The organism is Bradyrhizobium sp. 186, from assembly GCF_023101685.1.
GTDB lineage: Bacteria > Pseudomonadota > Alphaproteobacteria > Rhizobiales > Xanthobacteraceae > Bradyrhizobium.
The window spans coordinates 9375940-9392882 of sequence record NZ_CP082164.1 but is presented as its reverse complement, the minus strand read 5'-3'; the positions used below and the strand labels follow the sequence as shown (position 1 = coordinate 9392882).

Below are 16943 nucleotides of genomic sequence, written 5' to 3'. Positions count from 1 at the left end.
CAAGTTCGGAGCAACGCGCGACGCAACGGACTATGACGACGATTGTCCCCATCGAGGCAGCGAAGCCGGGCGTCCAATCCGGCCTGCCCCGTGTCGGCGTGCTGCTGGTCAATCTCGGCACGCCCGATACCGCCGACGCCCCCGGCGTGCGGGTTTACTTAAAGGAATTCCTCTCCGATCCCCGCGTGATCGAGGACCAGGGCCTGATCTGGCAGTTCGTGCTGAACGGGATCATCCTGCGCAGCCGGCCCCGCACCAAGGCGCTCGACTACCAGAAAATCTGGAACACCGAAAAGAACGAGTCGCCGCTCAAGACCATCACGCGGTCGCAGAGCGACAAGCTCGCAGCCACGCTGTTGGACCGCGAGCACGTCGTGGTGGACTGGGCGATGCGCTACGGCAATCCCTCGATCCGGTCGGGCATCGAAGCGCTGATCGCGAAGGGTTGCGAACGCATCCTCGCCGTACCCCTCTATCCGCAATATTCGGCCCCGACCTCGGCGACCGTCTGCGACGAAGTATTCCGCGTGCTCTCCCGCCTGCGGGCGCAGCCGACGCTGCGGGTGACGCCGCCTTACTATGAGGACGAGGCCTATATCGAGGCGCTCGCGACCTCGATCGAGGCGCATCTCGCCACGCTGCCCTTCAAGCCGGAGCTGATCGTCGCCTCCTTCCACGGCATGCCGAAATCCTATGTCGACAAGGGCGATCCCTATCAGGGCCACTGCGTCGCCACCACCGAGGCGCTACGCCGCCGGCTCGGGATGGACACGACAAAACTGCTGCTGACCTTTCAGTCGCGCTTCGGCAATGATGAATGGCTCCAGCCCTACACCGACAAGACGATGGAGCGTCTCGCCAAGGAAGGCGTGCGCCACATCGCGGTGGTGACGCCGGGCTTTTCCGCCGACTGCCTGGAGACGCTGGAGGAGATCGCGCAGGAGAATGCCGAGATCTTCAAGCATCATGGCGGCGAGCAGTTTTCCGCGATCCCCTGCCTCAACGACAGCGCGCCCGGCATGGATGTGATCCGCATCCTGGTGCTGCGCGAGCTTCAGGGCTGGATCTGATGGGCGCCCGATGAATCGCCGCGAACTCCTGGCGCTTCTTGGAACGATCGCGGCGCTGCCGTCCTCAGTGCTGGCGCAACAGCCGAACGGGACGCGCCGGCTCGGCGTGCTCTCGGTTGTGGCCGACGACGTGATCGGGCAGACCCGCCTGGCCGAGGCGCTCGCCGCCCACGGCTGGAAGGAGCATGGCAACCTCACGATCGACTGGCGCAGCGGGGCTGGCGACCGGGCGCGCATCGAGTGGCTTGCCGATGAGCTGATCGCACTCAAGCCGGACATCCTGCTCGCGGTCGGCACGCCGTCGGTGGAAGAGCTGCGCCGGCGCACCGCGACGACGCCGATCGTGTTCGCCGTGGTGACCGACCCCGTCAGCCAGGGTTTTGTCCAAAACCTCGCCCATCCCGGCGGCAATATCACCGGCTTCACCGATTATGACGGTCCGCTGGCCGGCAAATGGCTGGAGATGCTGATGCAGGTCACGCCGCACGTAGCTCGCGTCTTCGTCGTCTACAATCCCGCCACTGCGCCGTTCGCCGGCCTCATGCTGCGCACGATCGAGGACGCCGCGCGGACGCTCAGTGTGACCGTCGAGCCCGCGCCGGTGCATGACGACGCCTCGATCGCCGCGCTGGCATCGCGCAAGGACGGCGGCCTCTTGATCCTGCCGGACTTCTTCACCATGGCCAATCGCGCGCATCTGTTGGCGGCGATCGCCGAGGCGCGCGTGCCTGCGGTGTTCTGGAGCCGCAGCTTCGTCGACGAGGGCGGGCTGATGTCCTACAGCACCGATAGCGTCGAGCAGTTGCGCCGCGCGGCCTCCTACATCGATCGCATCCTGAAGGGCGCGCAGCCCGCCGACCTCCCGGTCCAGAATCCCACCAAGTTCGAGCTCGCGATCAACCTGAAGGCGGCCAAAGCTCTCGGCGTCACCATTCCCCCCAGCCTGCTCGCACTGGCAAACGACGTCATCGAATAGGGTGTCCGTGACAGGCGGTATGGCCGGATTTGCCAACTTCCGCCGCTAGGTCTGCGCCTACACGCTTTCAAGAGCGTCTTGCAAATACTTAATCGTGACCGTTCCCTCTCCGTGCGTCTTGTGCAGAATTGCGCGGATGCCGACGTGAGTCGCGGCCGCTGAACCCACTGCTGAACCCTTGGGGTCGTGATCCCGACCAATGACAGCGCGGGAAAGGTTTTTTCCTGCCTTGGAGGAAATATGAGCGGTTTCGATATTTTCGCGATTGTTCTGGTATTGCTCGTCATCGTTACGCTGATTGCCGGCGTGAAGACGGTGCCGCAGGGCTATGACTGGACCATCGAGCGGTTCGGCAAATACACCCAGACGCTGACACCCGGGCTCAATCTGATTGTGCCCTATTTCGATCGGGTCGGGCGCAAGATCAATATGATGGAGCAGGTGATCAACATTCCCGAGCAGGAGGTGATCACCAAGGACAACGCCACCGTGACGGTCGACGGCGTCGCGTTCTTCCAGGTGTTCGACGCGGCGAAGGCGAGCTACGAGGTCTCCAACCTGGAGCAGGCGATCATCGTGCTGACCATGACCAACATCCGCTCGGTGATGGGCTCGATGGATCTCGACCAGGTGCTGTCGCATCGCGACGAGATCAACGAGCGCCTGCTGCGCGTGGTCGATGCCGCGGTCTCGCCTTGGGGCCTCAAGGTCAACCGGATCGAGATCAAGGACATCGTGCCGCCGGCCGATCTCGTCGAGGCGATGGGCCGCCAGATGAAGGCAGAGCGCGTCAAGCGCGCCGACATCCTCCAGGCCGAAGGCGCGCGCCAGTCCGAGATCCTGCGCGCCGAGGGCGCCAAGCAAGGCCAGATCCTTCAGGCCGAGGGCCGCAAGGAAGCCGCTTTCCGCGACGCCGAGGCCCGCGAACGTTCCGCGGAAGCCGAGGCCAAGGCAACCCAGATGGTCAGCGAGGCCATCGCCAAGGGCGACGTGGCCGCGCTGAATTACTTTATCGCCGACAAATACATCAAGGCATTCGGGCAACTGGCCGACTCACCGAATCAGAAGATCCTCATGCTGCCGATCGAGGCGACCAGCATTCTGGGTTCGCTCGCCGGTATCGGCGAAATCGCCAAAGCGACGTTCGGCGAAAGCGCCGCATCCGCCGCGGCTGCCGCCCGCCGCGGCTCGGTGCCCTCATCCAGTCCCACGCCGCCGGCGGTGCCGCCGCGATAACGGCATCATGCGCATGACCCGGAAAAGTGGACACCGGTTTTCCGATGGGGTCATGCGCCAATACAATGAGGTCGTGTCATGACGGACATGTTCGTATCGCTCGGCACCTGGAACTGGCTGATCTTCGGCTTCATCCTGATGGCGCTGGAGGTGCTGGCGCCGGGCGTGTTCCTGTTCTGGCTGGGGCTCGCCGCGCTGCTGGTCGGCCTGATCTCGTTCGCTGTTGTCGTGTCCTGGCAGATCCAACTCGTGATGTTCGCGGTGTTCGCCGCGGCTGCCGTGCCGGTGTGGCGCCGGCTCGCCCGGCCGAAGCTGGGTGCGAGCGCGAGCCCCTTCCTCAACAAGCGCACCGAGGCGCTGCTCGGACGCGAGTTCACGCTGGAGAAGCCGATCATCGACGGCAACGGCACCGTGCGCATCGGCGACACCGTCTGGCGCGTCACCGGCCCGGATACGCCGGCCGGGACCAGGGTGAAGGTGGTGCAGGTGGATGGTGCGAATCTGACGGTGGCCGCGGCTTAGTCTTTTCTTACCTCGCCCCGCTCGCGGGGAGAGGTCGGATTGCATCGAAGATGCAATCCGGGTGAGGGGGAGTCTCCGCGAGTCCGTCTCTCACATTGTTTGCGGAAGCAGCCCCTCACCCCAACCCTCTCCCCGTAAGAACGGGGAGAGGGAGACAACCGGCGTCTCAGCTCACTTCCGCCACCTCTCCGCAAACCTGTGCAGCGGCATGAACGTCTCGCACAAGTGGCGGCCCAGCGGCGTCAGGCTGTAACCTCCGGCGTCGCCGAGCTCAACAAACCCCGCCTCGCGCAACTCCGTCAATCGCGCTTGCAATACCGTCGGCGAGGCCTCGTCGCACGCGGTGCGCAGCGCGCGGGAGGTGAGGGGGGCATCGCGCAATTCCCAGAGGATCCGCAAGCTCCAGCGCCGGCCGAGCAGGTCTAGCAGGACCATGATCGGTCGTCCGGTGCGCGAGCCGCGGACGTTGCTGGTCCTGGAGGCGGCCTGTTTCGCCATCGATGTCCCCTTGCGTTTTGCTACGGATAATGTAGCGTCGTGCTACGTTAATTGTAGCAATGGAGGCGGCCTATGTCTCAAATCATGCCGCGCATCGCGCCGCTCGAGCCGCCTTATCCCCCGGCGATTCAGGCGCAGTTTGATCGCATCATGCGCGGTGCACCGCCGCTGATGCTGTTCCGGGTGATGGCAGGCCACACCCGCGCCTGGGACAAGTTTCGCGCCGGCGGCCTGCTCGATCCCGGGCCGTTGTCCTTGCGCCAGCGCGAGATCGTCATCGACCGCACTTGCGCGCTGAATAGATGCGAATATGAATGGGGCGTGCACGTCGCGATTTTTGCGGGGCCCGCGCGCCTCACTGAGGATGAGATCCGCGCCACCGTGCAGGGCGATGCGATGTCAGCGTGCTGGTCGCCGGCCGAGCAGGCGCTGATCGCCGCGGTCGACGCGCTGCATCACCGCGCGACGCTTGCCGATGCCGAGTTCGCCGCGCTCTCGGCGCATTACGACGAGCCGCAGATTCTGGAGATCATGCTGCTGTGCGGCTTCTATCGCACCGTGTCGTATCTCGCGAATGGGCTGCGATTGCCGCTGGAGGACAAGGCGGCGCGGTTTCCGGCACAGGTCTAACCGCCCGTCATTGCGAGCGCAGCGAAGCAATCCAGAATCTATCCGCGGAGGCGGTCTGGATTGCTTCGCTGCGCTCGCAATGACGACGAAGTTGCGACCTACGCCACGCCCGCTCGCAGCAGGTCGTGCAGATGCACGATGCCGACGACCTTGTTCGCCTCGGTCACGACCAGCGTCGTGATCTTGCGCGTGTTCAGGACATCGATCATCTCGGTTGCGAGCATCGAGGGCGGTACGGTTTTCGGCTGGTTTGTCATGATGTCGTCGACCGACGCCGTCAGCAGATCAGGCCGCATGTGACGGCGCAGATCGCCGTCGGTGATGATGCCAACCGCCTCGCCGGCGGCGTTGACAATGCAGACGCAGCCCAAGCCCTTGGCCGACATCTCCATCACGGCGTCCGACATCTTCGTGCCCGCCGGCTTCACCGGGATCTCCGCGCCGGTGCGCATATAGTCGCGGACGAACTTCAGCATCGCGCCCAGCTTGCCGCCGGGGTGGAAATGCGCGAACTCCAGCGCGGTGAAGCCGCGGCCTTCGAGCAGCGCGATCGCAATGGCGTCGCCGATCGCGGCCTGCATCAGGGTCGAGGTGGTCGGCGCGAGATTGTGCGGGCAGGCCTCGCGCGCCTTCGGCAGCTCGATCACGATGTCGGCGGCTTGTCCCAGCGAGGAGGCGGCGTTCGACGTCACCGCGATCATGGGAATCGCAAAGCGCGCCGAATAGTTCACGAGGTTCTTCATCTCCGGCTGCTCGCCGGACCAGGACAGCGCCATGATGACGTCGTCAGTCGTGATCATGCCGAGATCGCCATGGCCGGCTTCGGCCGCGTGCACGAAGAAAGCGGGCGTGCCGGTCGAGGCCAGCGTCGCCGCGATCTTGCGCGCCATGTGGCCGGACTTGCCGAGCCCGGTGACGATGACGCGGCCCTTGGCCTGCCGGATCAGGTCGACAGCCTTGGCAAAGGTCTCGCCCAGCGGGCCGCGTAGCGCTGCTGCCAGCGCGTTGATGCCGCCGCTCTCCGTCTCCAGCGTGCGGAGCGCCGACTCGACGCTGGCGGGGGTGGGGCCGGATGATTGGGTCATCAGCGGTTTCGAACTCGGCATGCATCAATCCAGGGAAGTGGGCGATTGCCCGATTGGCGCCTGCTTAGCACGCCGTGGCCTTCGAGGCGACGCGACCTCCAAGGCCCTCAACCGGTCATTAACCATAATTGTTTTAACTCCATTAACGATGGTTCCCGCTGTGCGCGGGAGGTCGTCGTCGAAGTATCTGATTTCGTTGGAGTTGTTCCATCGTGGGGTCGCCTCCAGGCAGGGGCCGGAGCAGTCGCGCGTACGCCTTTCGCGCCGCTTTGCCATGCCTGCTGCTGGCTGTGCTGGAAAGCGCACCGGCAGCGGCCCAGAGCCTCACGCCCGACCTCTTCAATCCCAACCGCGGTGGCTTCGCCGCGCCCGACACACTGCCGACGCGCCGTACGGCGGGCGTGCCGCGGGCGCCGTCGGATGCGATTCCGACGCCGCCCGATCCCAATGCCGATCCGCGCAAGAGCCGCGAGACGCCGGCGGCCTCGCGCATCGGGCAGGTCCCGACCTATGGCCTGCCTGCCGCCAACGGAGCCAGCAGCTCCGGCTACGACTCGCTCAACCGCAAGCGGCAGCAGCCCAAGCTTCATCCGGGGCAGCCGAAGCCGAAGCGCGCCGCCGGGCCCGGCTCGCCGGTGCCTGCTGCCGCGCCGGACACCAGCCTCGGTCCGCCGCGCATCGCGCCGCCGCCGTCCGAGACCGCGAACAAAACGCCGATACCGCGGGCGATGGCCGGCACCGTGCCGGGCCAGCCGCTGCGCCGCCGCCTCAGGCTCGACGACGATCCGTTCGGCGCGGTCGGCGACTATGCCGGCAGCTTCCTGATCAAGGGCGGGCTCGAGCTCTCCGCCGGCTACGACACCAATCCGGCGCGTCTCCAAAAGCCGATCGGCTCGCCGGTTTACGTGGTCGCGCCCGACCTCCTCGTGATGTCGGACTGGGAGCGCCACGCGCTGGTCGCGGATCTGCGCGGCTCGTTCTCGGGCTACGGCAATCAGATGCCGGCGACGATTGACGGTTTTGCTTCGCCGTCACCGGTCGATATCGACCGTCCCGATTTCACCGGCCATGTCGACGGCCGTTTTGACGTCAATCGCGACCTCAAGCTGACCTCGCAATTCCGGCTGCGGCTCGCCACCGACAATCCCGGCAGCCCGAACGTGCAGGCAGGCCTTCAGAAATATCCGATCTACGCCAGCTATGGCGGCACCTTCGGCTTCGACCAGACTTTTAATCGCTTCCAGGTCGCGGCCGGCGCCACCGTCGATCGCACCGCCTACACCAACTCCAAGCTGACCGACGGCTCCACCTTCAGCAACGACGACCGCGACTTCAATCAGTATGGCGGCGTCGGCCGCTTCTCCTACGAGCTCAAGCCGGGCCTGAAGCCGTTCGTCGAGATCCAGGGCGACAGCCGCGTGCACGACCAGGCCGCCGACCGCAACGGCTACTTCCGTGATTCATCCGGCGGCTATGGCAAGGTCGGCTCGTCCTTCGAGTTCTCGCGCATCCTCACCGGCGAGGTCTCGGTCGGCTATTCCGCGCGCAACTATGTCGACCCGCGCCTGAGCCAGCTCGCGGGCTTCCTCACCTCGGGCTCGCTGATCTGGAACGCGAGCGGCCTGACCACGGTGAAATTCTTCACCGACACCCAGATCGCCGAAACCACCATCCCCGGCTCGTCCGGCGTGCTGGTGCGCACCTACGCCGCCGAGGTCGATCACGACTTCCGCCGCTGGCTCACGGCCGTTGGCAAGTTCACTTACGGCACCTACGACTATCAGGGCCAGAATCGCAACGACAAGACCTACTCGCTCGAAGGCAACCTGATCTACAAGCTCAACCGCAACCTCTGGATCAAGGGCACGTTCCGCCACGACATCCTGGACTCGAACCAGCCGGGATCGAGCTCGCAGGGCACGGTGGTGATGCTGGGCGTGAGGATGCAGAATTAGCCCCTGCTGTCATGCCCCGCGAAGGCGGGGCATCCAGTACGCCGCGGCCTCTCGGCTCAATTACTGTGTCTCTGGAATACTGGATCGCCCGCTCCAGTGCGCAAGTGCGCACAAGGCGGGCGATGACAGCTCATTCAAAATCTAGCAGCGGAGCGAAAACCTATCGCGGCAGATCCGTCTTCCCCATCAAGAACGCATCGATCGACCGGGCGCACAGCCGGCCCTCGCGGATCGCCCACACCACCAGCGATTGCCCACGGCGCATGTCGCCGGCGGAGAACACGTTCGGGCGCGAGGTCTGGTAATCCAGCATGTTGGCCTTGACGTTGCCGCGCGGATCGAGCTCGACCGAGAGCATCTTGAGCAGGCCCTCGTGCACGGGATGCACGAAGCCCATGGCGAGCAGGATGAGGTCGGCGTCGAGATCGAACTCGGTGCCGGGAAGCGGCTTGAACTTGTCGTCGACGCGGACGCAGTGCAGCTTCTTGACCTTGCCGTTCTCGCCGGAAAACTTCTGCGTCAGCACCGCGAATTCGCGGATCGCGCCTTCGGCCTGGCTGGAGGACGTCCGCATCTTGAGCGGCCAGTTCGGCCAGGTCAGGCCCTTGTTCTCGTGCTCGGGCGGAGCCGGCATGATCTCGAGCTGGGTCACGGAGAGCGCGCCCTGGCGCAGCGAGGTGCCGATGCAGTCAGAGCCGGTGTCGCCGCCGCCGATGACGACGACATGCTTGCCGCCGGCCAAAATCTCGGTGACGCCGTCGAGCGGCTCGCTGGAGACGCGGCGGTTCTGCTGCGGCAGGAAATCCATCGCATAGTGGATGCCGTCGAGATCGCGGCCGGGGATCGCCAGGTCGCGCGGAGCTTCCGCGCCGCCGGTCAGCGCCACAGCGTCATACTCGTTGAGCATCTCGCGCGGATCGACATTGCCGTCAGCGCCGACATGGCTGTTGTAGCGGAAGGTGACGCCTTCGCCTTCCATCTGCGCCACGCGGCGGTCGATGATGCCCTTCTCCATCTTGAAGTCGGGAATGCCATAGCGCAGCAGGCCGCCGGCCTTGGCGTACTTCTCGAACAAATGCACGTCGTGACCGGCACGCGCGAGCTGCTGTGCGCAGGCCATGCCGGCCGGACCCGAGCCGATCACCGCGACCTTCTTGCCGGTCTTGACCGCCGCGATCTCCGGCTTCAGCCAGCCATTGTCCCAGGCACGGTCGACGATCGCGCATTCGATGGTCTTGATGGTGACGGGGTTGTCGTCGATGTTGAGCGTGCAGGACGATTCGCACGGCGCAGGACAAATGCGGCCCGTGAACTCCGGAAAATTGTTGGTCGAGTGCAGATTGCGCGAGGCCTCTTCCCAGTTGCCCTGGTAGACGAGGTCGTTGAAATCGGGGATCTGGTTGTTGACCGGGCAACCGGGCGTGCCGGGCGCGACCGAGCCGGTGCCGTGGCAATACGGAATGCCGCAATTCATGCAGCGCGCGGCCTGGTTGCGCGTTTCCTTCTCGGAGAGGGGAACGACGAATTCGTGAAAATGCTTCACGCGCTCGGCGACCGGGGTGTACTTGCGGTCATTCCGTTCGATTTCGAGAAAACCCGTGATCTTGCCCATTAAACCCGAAGTCCCTGCCGCTTAATTCGTCTGTTTCTTCCTCATCGTCATTGCGAGGAGCGAAGCGACGAAGCAATCCAGGCTGTTCCCGCGGAGAGATGCTGGATTGCTTCGCTTCGCTCGCAATGACGAGCTTTGATACCTACGCCCCGATCGCGATTTTCGGCTCGGCGTCCGCGTTGGCGGCCATTTCGCGCAGCGCGCGCCGGTACTCGACCGGCATCACCTTGCGGAATTTGGGTAGCCAGTCCTTCCAATTGGCAAGGATGTCGGCCGCGCGCTTGGAGCCGGTCGCCTTGGCGTGGCGCGTGATCAGGACATGCAGCCGCTCGACGTCGGAATCGAGCAGGTTGTTGAACACGTCGACCCGGCCGTGCGCCTCGAGGTCCCCGGTGTGATGATAGGTGCCGGCATTGATCAGCTCTTCCGACAGCACCGGCTCGAGATCGACCATCGCCATGTTGCAGAGCTTGTCGAACTCGCCGCTCTCGTCGAGCACATAGGCGATGCCGCCGGACATGCCGGCCGCGAAGTTGCGCCCGGTCTTGCCGAGCACGACCACGATGCCGCCGGTCATGTACTCGCAGCAATGATCGCCGGCGCCTTCGACCACGGCGACCGCGCCGGAGTTGCGCACGGCAAAGCGTTCGCCGGCAACGCCGCGGAAGTAGCACTCGCCCTGGATCGCGCCGTACATCACGGTGTTGCCGACGATGATGCTCTCTTCCGGCACGATGCCGCTGTTCCTCGGCGGCTTGACGATGATCTTGCCGCCGGAGAGTCCCTTGCCGACATAGTCGTTGGCTTCGCCCTCGAGCTCGAAGGTGACGCCTTGCGCCAGCCACGCGCCGAAGGCCTGGCCCGCGGTACCCTTGAGGCTGACATGGATGGTGTCATGCGGCAGGCCGGCATGGCCGTAGATCTTGGCGAGCGCGCCCGACAGCATCGCGCCGGCGGAACGGTTGGTGCTGTTGATCCCGGCCTCGATCTTCACCGGCGCGCCGCGGTCGAGCGCGGGCGTGGCCTTCTCGATCAGCGTGCGATCGAGCACGGCTTCCAGATGGTGGTTCTGGCGCTCGGAATGGTAGATCTTCTGGCCCTTCTCCTCCTTCTGGCGGACAAAGAGCTTCGAGAAGTCGAGACCCTTGGCCTTCCAATGCGCGACCAGCTTGGTCTGATCGAGCAACTGGGTCTGGCCGATCATCTCGTTGAAGGTGCGGAAGCCGAGCGATGCCATGATCTCGCGGACTTCCTCGGCGACGAAGAAGAAGAAGTTGATCACGTGCTCGGGCTGGCCGGTGAAGCGCTTGCGCAGGATGGGATCCTGCGTCGCGACGCCGACCGGGCAGGTGTTGAGATGACACTTGCGCATCATGATGCAGCCGGCCGCGATCAGCGGCGCGGTGGCAAAGCCGAACTCGTCGGCGCCGAGCAGCGCGCCGATCACGACGTCACGCCCGGTGCGGAAGCCGCCGTCGACCTGGACCACGATGCGGCTGCGCAGCCGCTCGCGCACCAGCGTCTGGTGGGTTTCGGCGAGGCCGATTTCCCAGGGCGAGCCGGCATGCTTGATCGAGGTCAGCGGCGAGGCGCCGGTGCCGCCCTCGAAGCCCGCGATGGTGACGTGGTCGGCGCGCGCCTTGGCGACGCCCGCGGCCACCGTGCCGACGCCGATCTCGGAGACGAGCTTCACCGACACGTCGCCCGTCGGGTTGACGTTCTTGAGGTCGTAGATGAGCTGCGCCAGATCCTCGATCGAGTAGATGTCGTGGTGCGGCGGCGGCGAGATCAGGCCGACGCCCGGCGTCGAATGCCGGACCTTTGCAATGGTCGCGTCGACCTTGTGGCCGGGCAACTGGCCGCCTTCGCCGGGCTTGGCGCCCTGCGCCATCTTGATCTGCATCATGTCGGAGTTGACGAGATACTCCGTGGTGACGCCGAAGCGGCCCGAGGCGACCTGCTTGATCGCCGAGCGCATGCTGTCGCCGTTCGGCAGCGGCTTGAAGCGGTCGGCTTCCTCGCCGCCTTCGCCGGTGTTCGACTTGCCACCGATCCGGTTCATGGCGATCGCGAGCGTGGTGTGCGCCTCGCGCGAGATCGAGCCGAAGCTCATCGCGCCGGTGGCAAAGCGCCTGACGATGTCCTTGGCCGGCTCGACCTGATCGAGGGCTACAGGCTTGCGCTTCTCTTCCTCGGCGCTCTTGACCCGGAATAGGCCGCGCAGCGTCAGCAGGCGCTCCGACTGCTCGTTGAGGATTTTTGCGAAGGCGCGGTAGCGCTCCAGCGAATTGCCGCGCGCGGCATGCTGGAGCAGCCCCACCGACTCCGCGGTCCATGCATGATCCTCGCCGCGGCTGCGATAGGCATATTCGCCGCCGACGTCGAGCGCGGTCTTGTAGACCGGCGCCTCGCCGAACGCGTCGGCATGGCGGCGCACCGCCTCTTCCGCGATCTCCGCCAGGCCCACGCCCTCGACGCGGGTATGGGTGCCGGCAAAGAACTTCCCGACGAAGTCGGCCTTGAGGCCGATGGCGTCAAAGATCTGCGCGCCGCAATAGGACTGATAGGTCGAGATGCCCATCTTGGACATCACCTTGAGCAGGCCCTTGCCGATCGACTTGATGTAGCGCTTGACGATCTCGTAATCGTCGAGCGAGCCGGGCAGGCGGTCCTTCATCGCGATGATGGTCTCGAACGCGAGGTAGGGGTTGATCGCTTCCGCGCCGTAACCCGCGAGACAGGCGAAGTGATGAACTTCGCGCGGCTCGCCGGATTCGACGACGAGGCCGACCGAGGTGCGAAGACCCGTGCGGATCAAATGATGATGCACGGCGGCGCAGGCGAGCAGCGACGGGATCGGCACGCGGTCGGTGCCGACCATGCGGTCGGACAGGATGATGATGTTGACGCCTTCGCGCACGGCGCTTTCAGCGCGTGCGCAGAGCTCGTCGAGCACCTGGTCCATGCCGGCCGCACCGAGGCCGGCGTGGAAGGTGGTGTCGAGCGTGCGCGACTTGAAGTGGGTTTCGGCCACGTCCGAGATCGAGCGGATCTTTTCGAGGTCCGCGTCGGTCAGGATCGGCTGCCGCGCCTCGAGCCGCTTGGTGGTGGCAAGCCCCTGGAGATCGAACAGGTTCGGCCGCGGTCCGATGATCGAGACCAGGCTCATCACCAGCTCCTCGCGGATCGGGTCGATCGGCGGGTTGGTGACCTGCGCAAAGTTCTGCTTGAAGTAAGTGAACAGCGGCTTAGCCTTATTCGACAGCGCCGAGATCGGCGTGTCGTTGCCCATCGAGCCCGCGGCTTCCTCGCCAATGGAGGCCATCGGAGTCATCAGGATGGTGATGTCTTCCTGGCTGTAGCCGAACGCCTGCTGGCGATCGAGCAGCGACAGGTTGGAGCGCACGCCGGTGGTCGGCACCTTCGGCAGCTCTTCCAGCACGATCTGGGTGCGTTCGAGCCACTTCTTGTAGGGATGGCTCCGGGCGAGCTCGGCCTTGATCTCGTCGTCGGGGATCAGGCGGCCCTGTTCGAGGTCGACCAGCAGCATCTTGCCGGGCTGAAGCCGCCACTTGGTGATGATCTGGTCCTCGGGGATCGTCAGCACGCCCATCTCGGACGCCATCACGATGCGATCGTCCTTGGTCACGAGATAGCGCGCCGGCCGCAGGCCGTTGCGGTCGAGCGTGGCGCCGATCTGGCGTCCGTCGGTGAATGCGATCGCGGCGGGGCCGTCCCACGGCTCCATCAGCGCCGCATGATATTCGTAGAAGGCGCGGCGCGTCTCATCCATCAAGGGATTGCCGGCCCACGCTTCCGGAATCATCATCATCACGGCGTGCGGCAGCGAGTAGCCGCCCTGCACCAGGAATTCGAGCGCGTTGTCGAAGCAGGCGGTGTCCGACTGGCCTTCGTAGGAGATCGGCCAGAGCCGGCTGATGTCCTTGCCATAGAGGTCTGAGCTGACGGACGCCTGGCGCGCCGCCATCCAGTTGGTGTTGCCGCGCAGCGTGTTGATCTCGCCGTTATGCGCGATCATGCGGTAGGGATGCGCCAGCGACCAGGCCGGGAAGGTGTTGGTCGAGAAGCGCTGATGCACAAGCGCCAGCGCGCTCTCGAAGTCCTTCTCGTGCAGGTCGGGATAGTACTTGCCGAGCTGGTCGGCGAGGAACATGCCCTTGTAGATCACGGTGCGGCACGACATCGAGCAGGGATAATAGCCGGCAAGGCCGCGGTCGCGGCGCTGGTAGATCGCCTGCGAGATCGACTTGCGCAGGATGTAGAGCCGGCGCTCGAAATCGTCCTCGGTCTTGGCGGTGCCGTTGCGGCCGATGAACACCTGCATGCAGGCCGGCTCGGTCGGCTTCACGGTGACGCCGAGCGAGGAATTGTCGGTCGGCACGTCGCGCCAGCCGAGCAGCGTCAGGCCTTCCGCCTTGATCTGGTCGGCGATGATGCTCTTGATGACGTTGCGCCAGGCGGTGTCGCGCGGCAGGAACAGCGCGCCGATCGCATACTCGCCGGGATTGGGCAGCGTGAAGCCGAGCTCCTTGGCCTTGCGGGTGAAGAACGCGTGCGGGATCTGCACCAGAATGCCGGCGCCGTCGCCGGCGCGCGGGTCGGCGCCAACAGCGCCGCGATGCTCGAGGTTGCAGAGGATGTTGAGCGCGTCCGCGACGATCTCGTGGGACTTCTTGCCCTTGATGTTGGCGATGAAGCCGACGCCGCAGGAATCCTTTTCCAGACTCGGATCGTAGAGCCCTACGGCCGGCGGACGCGAATTGTGTTCCTGAATCGGATCGGTCGTTTTCGAGGCGACCGTCGCCGACAGTTCTTCTGCCACGATGCTTGCCCGCTCGAATTGCGACCCGTTCATGTCCTCGTCCTCTCCATGCGGCAAGCTTCCTCACCGCCATCTTCGGCGCACCTTGGGCGTTCCGCGGCACCCGCTTCTGGGTCACCGCTCGTCCGCTGCGAGCCGCATTTTCTTAAATTCAGGCCAAGGCGTTCTACGTCCCCGAGAACGGCTTTGCCTGTTATCTTCCTGGCGCTCGAAAGCACCGACTTTCGTTGCAATCCCTATGCCGGAACCGCAAGCAAAATTGAGACAGTCTACCTGTCCTAACCATCACCTTGCCAAATTTTTGTCTATCACACAAGCGCGCGAAAGTCCCGATTCCCAACGTGTCAATCACCGCTTTCCGCACGGCGCGCGGCCCCGGTTTTGAAGCAAACGCGCCCCGATCCGGCCCAAGCGCCGCCGGAATCCCCAACGAAGCTTCGATCAACCCTTCGGAAGGCGCGCCACGCCGATAGAAGCGAAAGAGCGCGAGACGTTCGGGGGCCTGACAGGAGCGTTTCGACCATGAAGTTTTTCACAGGATGTGTGGCTGCCGCCGTGCTGGCGCTGGTGGCAACGGCCGCTGAGGCGCAGGTACCGGCGAACGAGGCGGCGCGGGGGGCCTATGTCGCCGTGTCGGATTTCGACGGACCGTACGGGCCGCCCGAAGCCGCCCCTCCGCCGCCGCGCCACGGTTATGGCTACGGCGACGAGCGCGCGCCCGCGCTGCTGCCGGCAACCGAAGTCTACGCGGTACTGCGCGAAAATGGTTTCTCGCCGCTCGGCATCCCGCGCCTGCGCGGCGCCGTCTACACCATCTCCGTGATCGACCGCCGCGGCGACGACGGCCGGCTGGTCATCGATGCTCGCGACGGGCGGATCCTCCGCTTCATGCCGGCCTATGACGCCTTCGGCATGGCGCCAGCCTATGAGGAGCGCGCGGTCGTGCCTTACGGGCCGCAAAGCGCGTTGCCGCCGCCGACCGCGATCCGCGGCGGCCCGCCGCGGCCGCCAGCCCCGATCCCGCACGTCGCAAGCCGCACCGTGCCGCTGCCCAAGGCCGCCCCGCCGCGCGGCGAGACGCCGGTGGCCGCCGCCAAACCGGCATCGCCCGAGCCGGCGCCTGCCGCGCAGGTTCAGCCTGCGCAGCCTGTGCAGCAGACGGCCGCTGCGCAGCCGAAGCCCGCCGAGGCAGCGCCACAGACCGCCGCGCCAACCGTCGACCAGGCCAAGCCCGCCTCGACGATCCTGCCGACCCAGGACATGCCTGCCGCGCAGGGGTTGGATTAGGCGCTACCGGTGATCGAATTGTCGTTGTGACGTGAGCTGGTGCCACACTTTCGGTGTCGTCCTGGCTTTCGCCAGGACGACGGCGGGGGAAGAGCAGAGCAAAACAAACGGCGCCCGAAAATTCCGGGCGCCTTCTCGCGTCAAGGCAACCGCCCCTCAGCTCCGCCCATACCCCGCCGCTTCCAGGATCAAATTCGCCACGTCCTTCGGATGCGACACCAGCGAGAGGTGGCCGGCGTCGAGCTCGACGGTGGTGGCGTTGATGCGCTTGGCGAGGTAGCGCTCGAAATCGGGATTGATGGTGTAGTCGTTCTTCGACACCGCGTACCAGCTCGGCTTCGTGTGCCAAGCGGCTTCTGTGGTGCGGCCGGCGAAGATCGAGGCCGCCGTCGGCCATTGCACGGCATAGAGCTCCTTCGCCTGCTCCGGCTTCACGCCGTTGGCGAAATATTTCAGGAACGCGTCTTCCGACAGCTTCGTGAAGCCGTCGCGTTCGACAATGCCGGCGCGGACGGGGCCGGTCGGAAACTGCTTCGAGAGCGCGACAAAATCCTCGTTCGCATCGGGCGCGCGTGCGGCGATGTAGACGAGCCCGGAGACCTTCGGGTCGGTGCCGACCTGGCTGATCACGGTGCCGCCCCAGGAATGGGCGACCAGCACCGTCGGGCCGTCCTGCTCGGCCAGCGCGCGCTTGGTCGCCTCGACTGACTCGGCGAGCGAGCTCAGCGGATTCTGCACGGCGGTCACGTGCAGCCCGGCAGCCTGAAGGATCGGGATCACTTCCGACCAGCTCGAGCCGTCGGCCCAGGCGCCGTGCACCAGTACGATATTCTTGGCTTTCACGGTCTGCGGCATCTGCGCGTGAGCAAGGCTGATGGGAGCGGCCAGCAGGCCCGCGGCGACGAAAAGGTTGCGCCAAAGTTTCATGATCGTTCTCCGTTTTATTTTGGGTTCGATGCCCTAAGGACGGAGCGCGGGGCGGCGGCGTTACGCCACTTCACCGCTCTGTGATGCGGTGCGAAAACAGCTAGGCAAAAAGACCGCCAAGCAAACGGTGTCGTCCTGGCGAAAGCCAGGACCCATACCGCGAGGTCTGCCGATCGTGCGCGGTAGGAGTACCGAACGACAAGTCTTCGCCAAACATTCTCCTGGGGTAATGGGTCCTGGCCTTCGCCAGGACGACGGCCGGGATGGGGCAAGGACAAACAAAAAACGCCCCGGGGCACCGG

The 16943-nt window shown here is 65.2% G+C and carries 12 protein-coding genes; 7 read left to right on the top strand and 5 right to left on the bottom strand.

Annotated elements, in window-relative coordinates; translation table 11 throughout:
- Positions 1 to 32: 32 nt before the first annotated feature.
- The 4 genes from hemH to IVB18_RS44725 all read left to right on the top strand — a co-directional run bounded on the left by hemH (position 33) and on the right by IVB18_RS44725 (position 3804).
- Positions 33 to 1070 (top strand): ferrochelatase, encoded by a 1038-nt coding sequence (gene hemH, locus IVB18_RS44740; RefSeq protein ID WP_247986445.1) that lies wholly within the window; start codon positions 33 to 35, stop codon positions 1068 to 1070.
- Between the two features lie 10 nt (positions 1071 to 1080).
- On the top strand, positions 1081 to 2046 hold the full coding sequence (locus IVB18_RS44735) for an ABC transporter substrate-binding protein (RefSeq protein WP_247986444.1): 966 nt from the start codon (positions 1081 to 1083) through the stop codon (positions 2044 to 2046).
- Positions 2047 to 2286: 240 nt separating this feature from the next.
- The gene (locus IVB18_RS44730) at positions 2287 to 3282 is read left to right on the top strand and encodes an SPFH domain-containing protein (protein ID WP_247986443.1); all 996 of its coding nucleotides are present in this window, start codon (positions 2287 to 2289) and stop codon (positions 3280 to 3282) included.
- Positions 3283 to 3360: 78 nt separating this feature from the next.
- Positions 3361 to 3804 carry an NfeD family protein gene (locus IVB18_RS44725; RefSeq protein ID WP_247986442.1) on the top strand — a complete coding sequence of 148 codons (444 nt, stop codon included), beginning with the start codon at positions 3361 to 3363 and terminating at the stop codon, positions 3802 to 3804.
- Between the two features lie 171 nt (positions 3805 to 3975).
- Here IVB18_RS44725 and IVB18_RS44720 read toward each other — a convergent pair whose 3' ends face one another.
- The gene (locus IVB18_RS44720) at positions 3976 to 4302 is read right to left on the bottom strand and encodes a helix-turn-helix domain-containing protein (RefSeq protein WP_247986441.1); all 327 of its coding nucleotides are present in this window, start codon (positions 4300 to 4302) and stop codon (positions 3976 to 3978) included.
- Positions 4303 to 4374: 72 nt separating this feature from the next.
- On the opposite strand from IVB18_RS44720, the gene IVB18_RS44715 reads away from it, so the two are divergent.
- Entirely contained in the window at positions 4375 to 4932 is a 558-nt protein-coding gene (locus IVB18_RS44715) for a carboxymuconolactone decarboxylase family protein (protein ID WP_247986440.1), read from the top strand.
- A gap of 98 nt (positions 4933 to 5030) precedes the next feature.
- Here IVB18_RS44715 and IVB18_RS44710 read toward each other — a convergent pair whose 3' ends face one another.
- The gene (locus tag IVB18_RS44710) at positions 5031 to 6038 is read right to left on the bottom strand and encodes a KpsF/GutQ family sugar-phosphate isomerase (RefSeq protein WP_247986439.1); all 1008 of its coding nucleotides are present in this window, start codon (positions 6036 to 6038) and stop codon (positions 5031 to 5033) included.
- Positions 6039 to 6229: 191 nt separating this feature from the next.
- On the opposite strand from IVB18_RS44710, the gene IVB18_RS44705 reads away from it, so the two are divergent.
- Positions 6230 to 7972: an outer membrane beta-barrel protein gene (locus IVB18_RS44705; protein WP_247986438.1), complete on the top strand. Its 1743-nt coding sequence runs from the start codon at positions 6230 to 6232 to the stop codon at positions 7970 to 7972.
- Positions 7973 to 8132: 160 nt separating this feature from the next.
- Here IVB18_RS44705 and IVB18_RS44700 read toward each other — a convergent pair whose 3' ends face one another.
- Together IVB18_RS44700 and gltB are read right to left on the bottom strand one after the other, a co-directional pair.
- Positions 8133 to 9584, bottom strand: coding sequence for a glutamate synthase subunit beta (locus IVB18_RS44700; protein ID WP_247986437.1), 1452 nt, complete (start codon positions 9582 to 9584; stop codon positions 8133 to 8135).
- 142 nt (positions 9585 to 9726) lie between these two features.
- A complete protein-coding gene (gene gltB / locus IVB18_RS44695) occupies positions 9727 to 14460 on the bottom strand; it encodes a glutamate synthase large subunit (protein WP_247986436.1) in 4734 nt (1577 codons plus the stop codon).
- 489 nt (positions 14461 to 14949) lie between these two features.
- Here gltB and IVB18_RS44690 point away from each other — a divergent pair, with 489 nt between their 5' ends.
- Positions 14950 to 15714: a hypothetical protein gene (locus IVB18_RS44690; protein WP_247986435.1), complete on the top strand. Its 765-nt coding sequence runs from the start codon at positions 14950 to 14952 to the stop codon at positions 15712 to 15714.
- A 156-nt stretch (positions 15715 to 15870) separates the two neighbouring features.
- Here the strand turns inward: IVB18_RS44690 and IVB18_RS44685 are convergent, their stop codons facing one another.
- A complete protein-coding gene (locus IVB18_RS44685; protein ID WP_247986434.1) occupies positions 15871 to 16641 on the bottom strand; it encodes an alpha/beta hydrolase in 771 nt (256 codons plus the stop codon).
- Positions 16642 to 16943: the final 302 nt, after the last annotated feature.

Excerpts from the sequence above, each read along its gene's own strand:
- IVB18_RS44730 (WP_247986443.1), top strand. The coding sequence starts at position 2,287 with ATGAGCGGTTTCGATATTTTCGCGATTGTTCTGGTATTGCTCGTCATC.
- IVB18_RS44710 (WP_247986439.1), bottom strand. The coding sequence starts at position 6,038 with ATGCCGAGTTCGAAACCGCTGATGACCCAATCATCCGGCCCCACCCCC.
- IVB18_RS44725 (WP_247986442.1), top strand. The coding sequence starts at position 3,361 with ATGACGGACATGTTCGTATCGCTCGGCACCTGGAACTGGCTGATCTTC.
- IVB18_RS44735 (WP_247986444.1), top strand. The coding sequence starts at position 1,081 with ATGAATCGCCGCGAACTCCTGGCGCTTCTTGGAACGATCGCGGCGCTG.
- IVB18_RS44720 (WP_247986441.1), bottom strand. The coding sequence starts at position 4,302 with ATGGCGAAACAGGCCGCCTCCAGGACCAGCAACGTCCGCGGCTCGCGC.
- IVB18_RS44700 (WP_247986437.1), bottom strand. The coding sequence starts at position 9,584 with ATGGGCAAGATCACGGGTTTTCTCGAAATCGAACGGAATGACCGCAAG.
- IVB18_RS44715 (WP_247986440.1), top strand. The coding sequence starts at position 4,375 with ATGTCTCAAATCATGCCGCGCATCGCGCCGCTCGAGCCGCCTTATCCC.
- gltB (WP_247986436.1), bottom strand. The coding sequence starts at position 14,460 with ATGAACGGGTCGCAATTCGAGCGGGCAAGCATCGTGGCAGAAGAACTG.
- IVB18_RS44685 (WP_247986434.1), bottom strand. The coding sequence starts at position 16,641 with ATGAAACTTTGGCGCAACCTTTTCGTCGCCGCGGGCCTGCTGGCCGCT.
- IVB18_RS44690 (WP_247986435.1), top strand. The coding sequence starts at position 14,950 with ATGAAGTTTTTCACAGGATGTGTGGCTGCCGCCGTGCTGGCGCTGGTG.
- hemH (WP_247986445.1), top strand. The coding sequence starts at position 33 with ATGACGACGATTGTCCCCATCGAGGCAGCGAAGCCGGGCGTCCAATCC.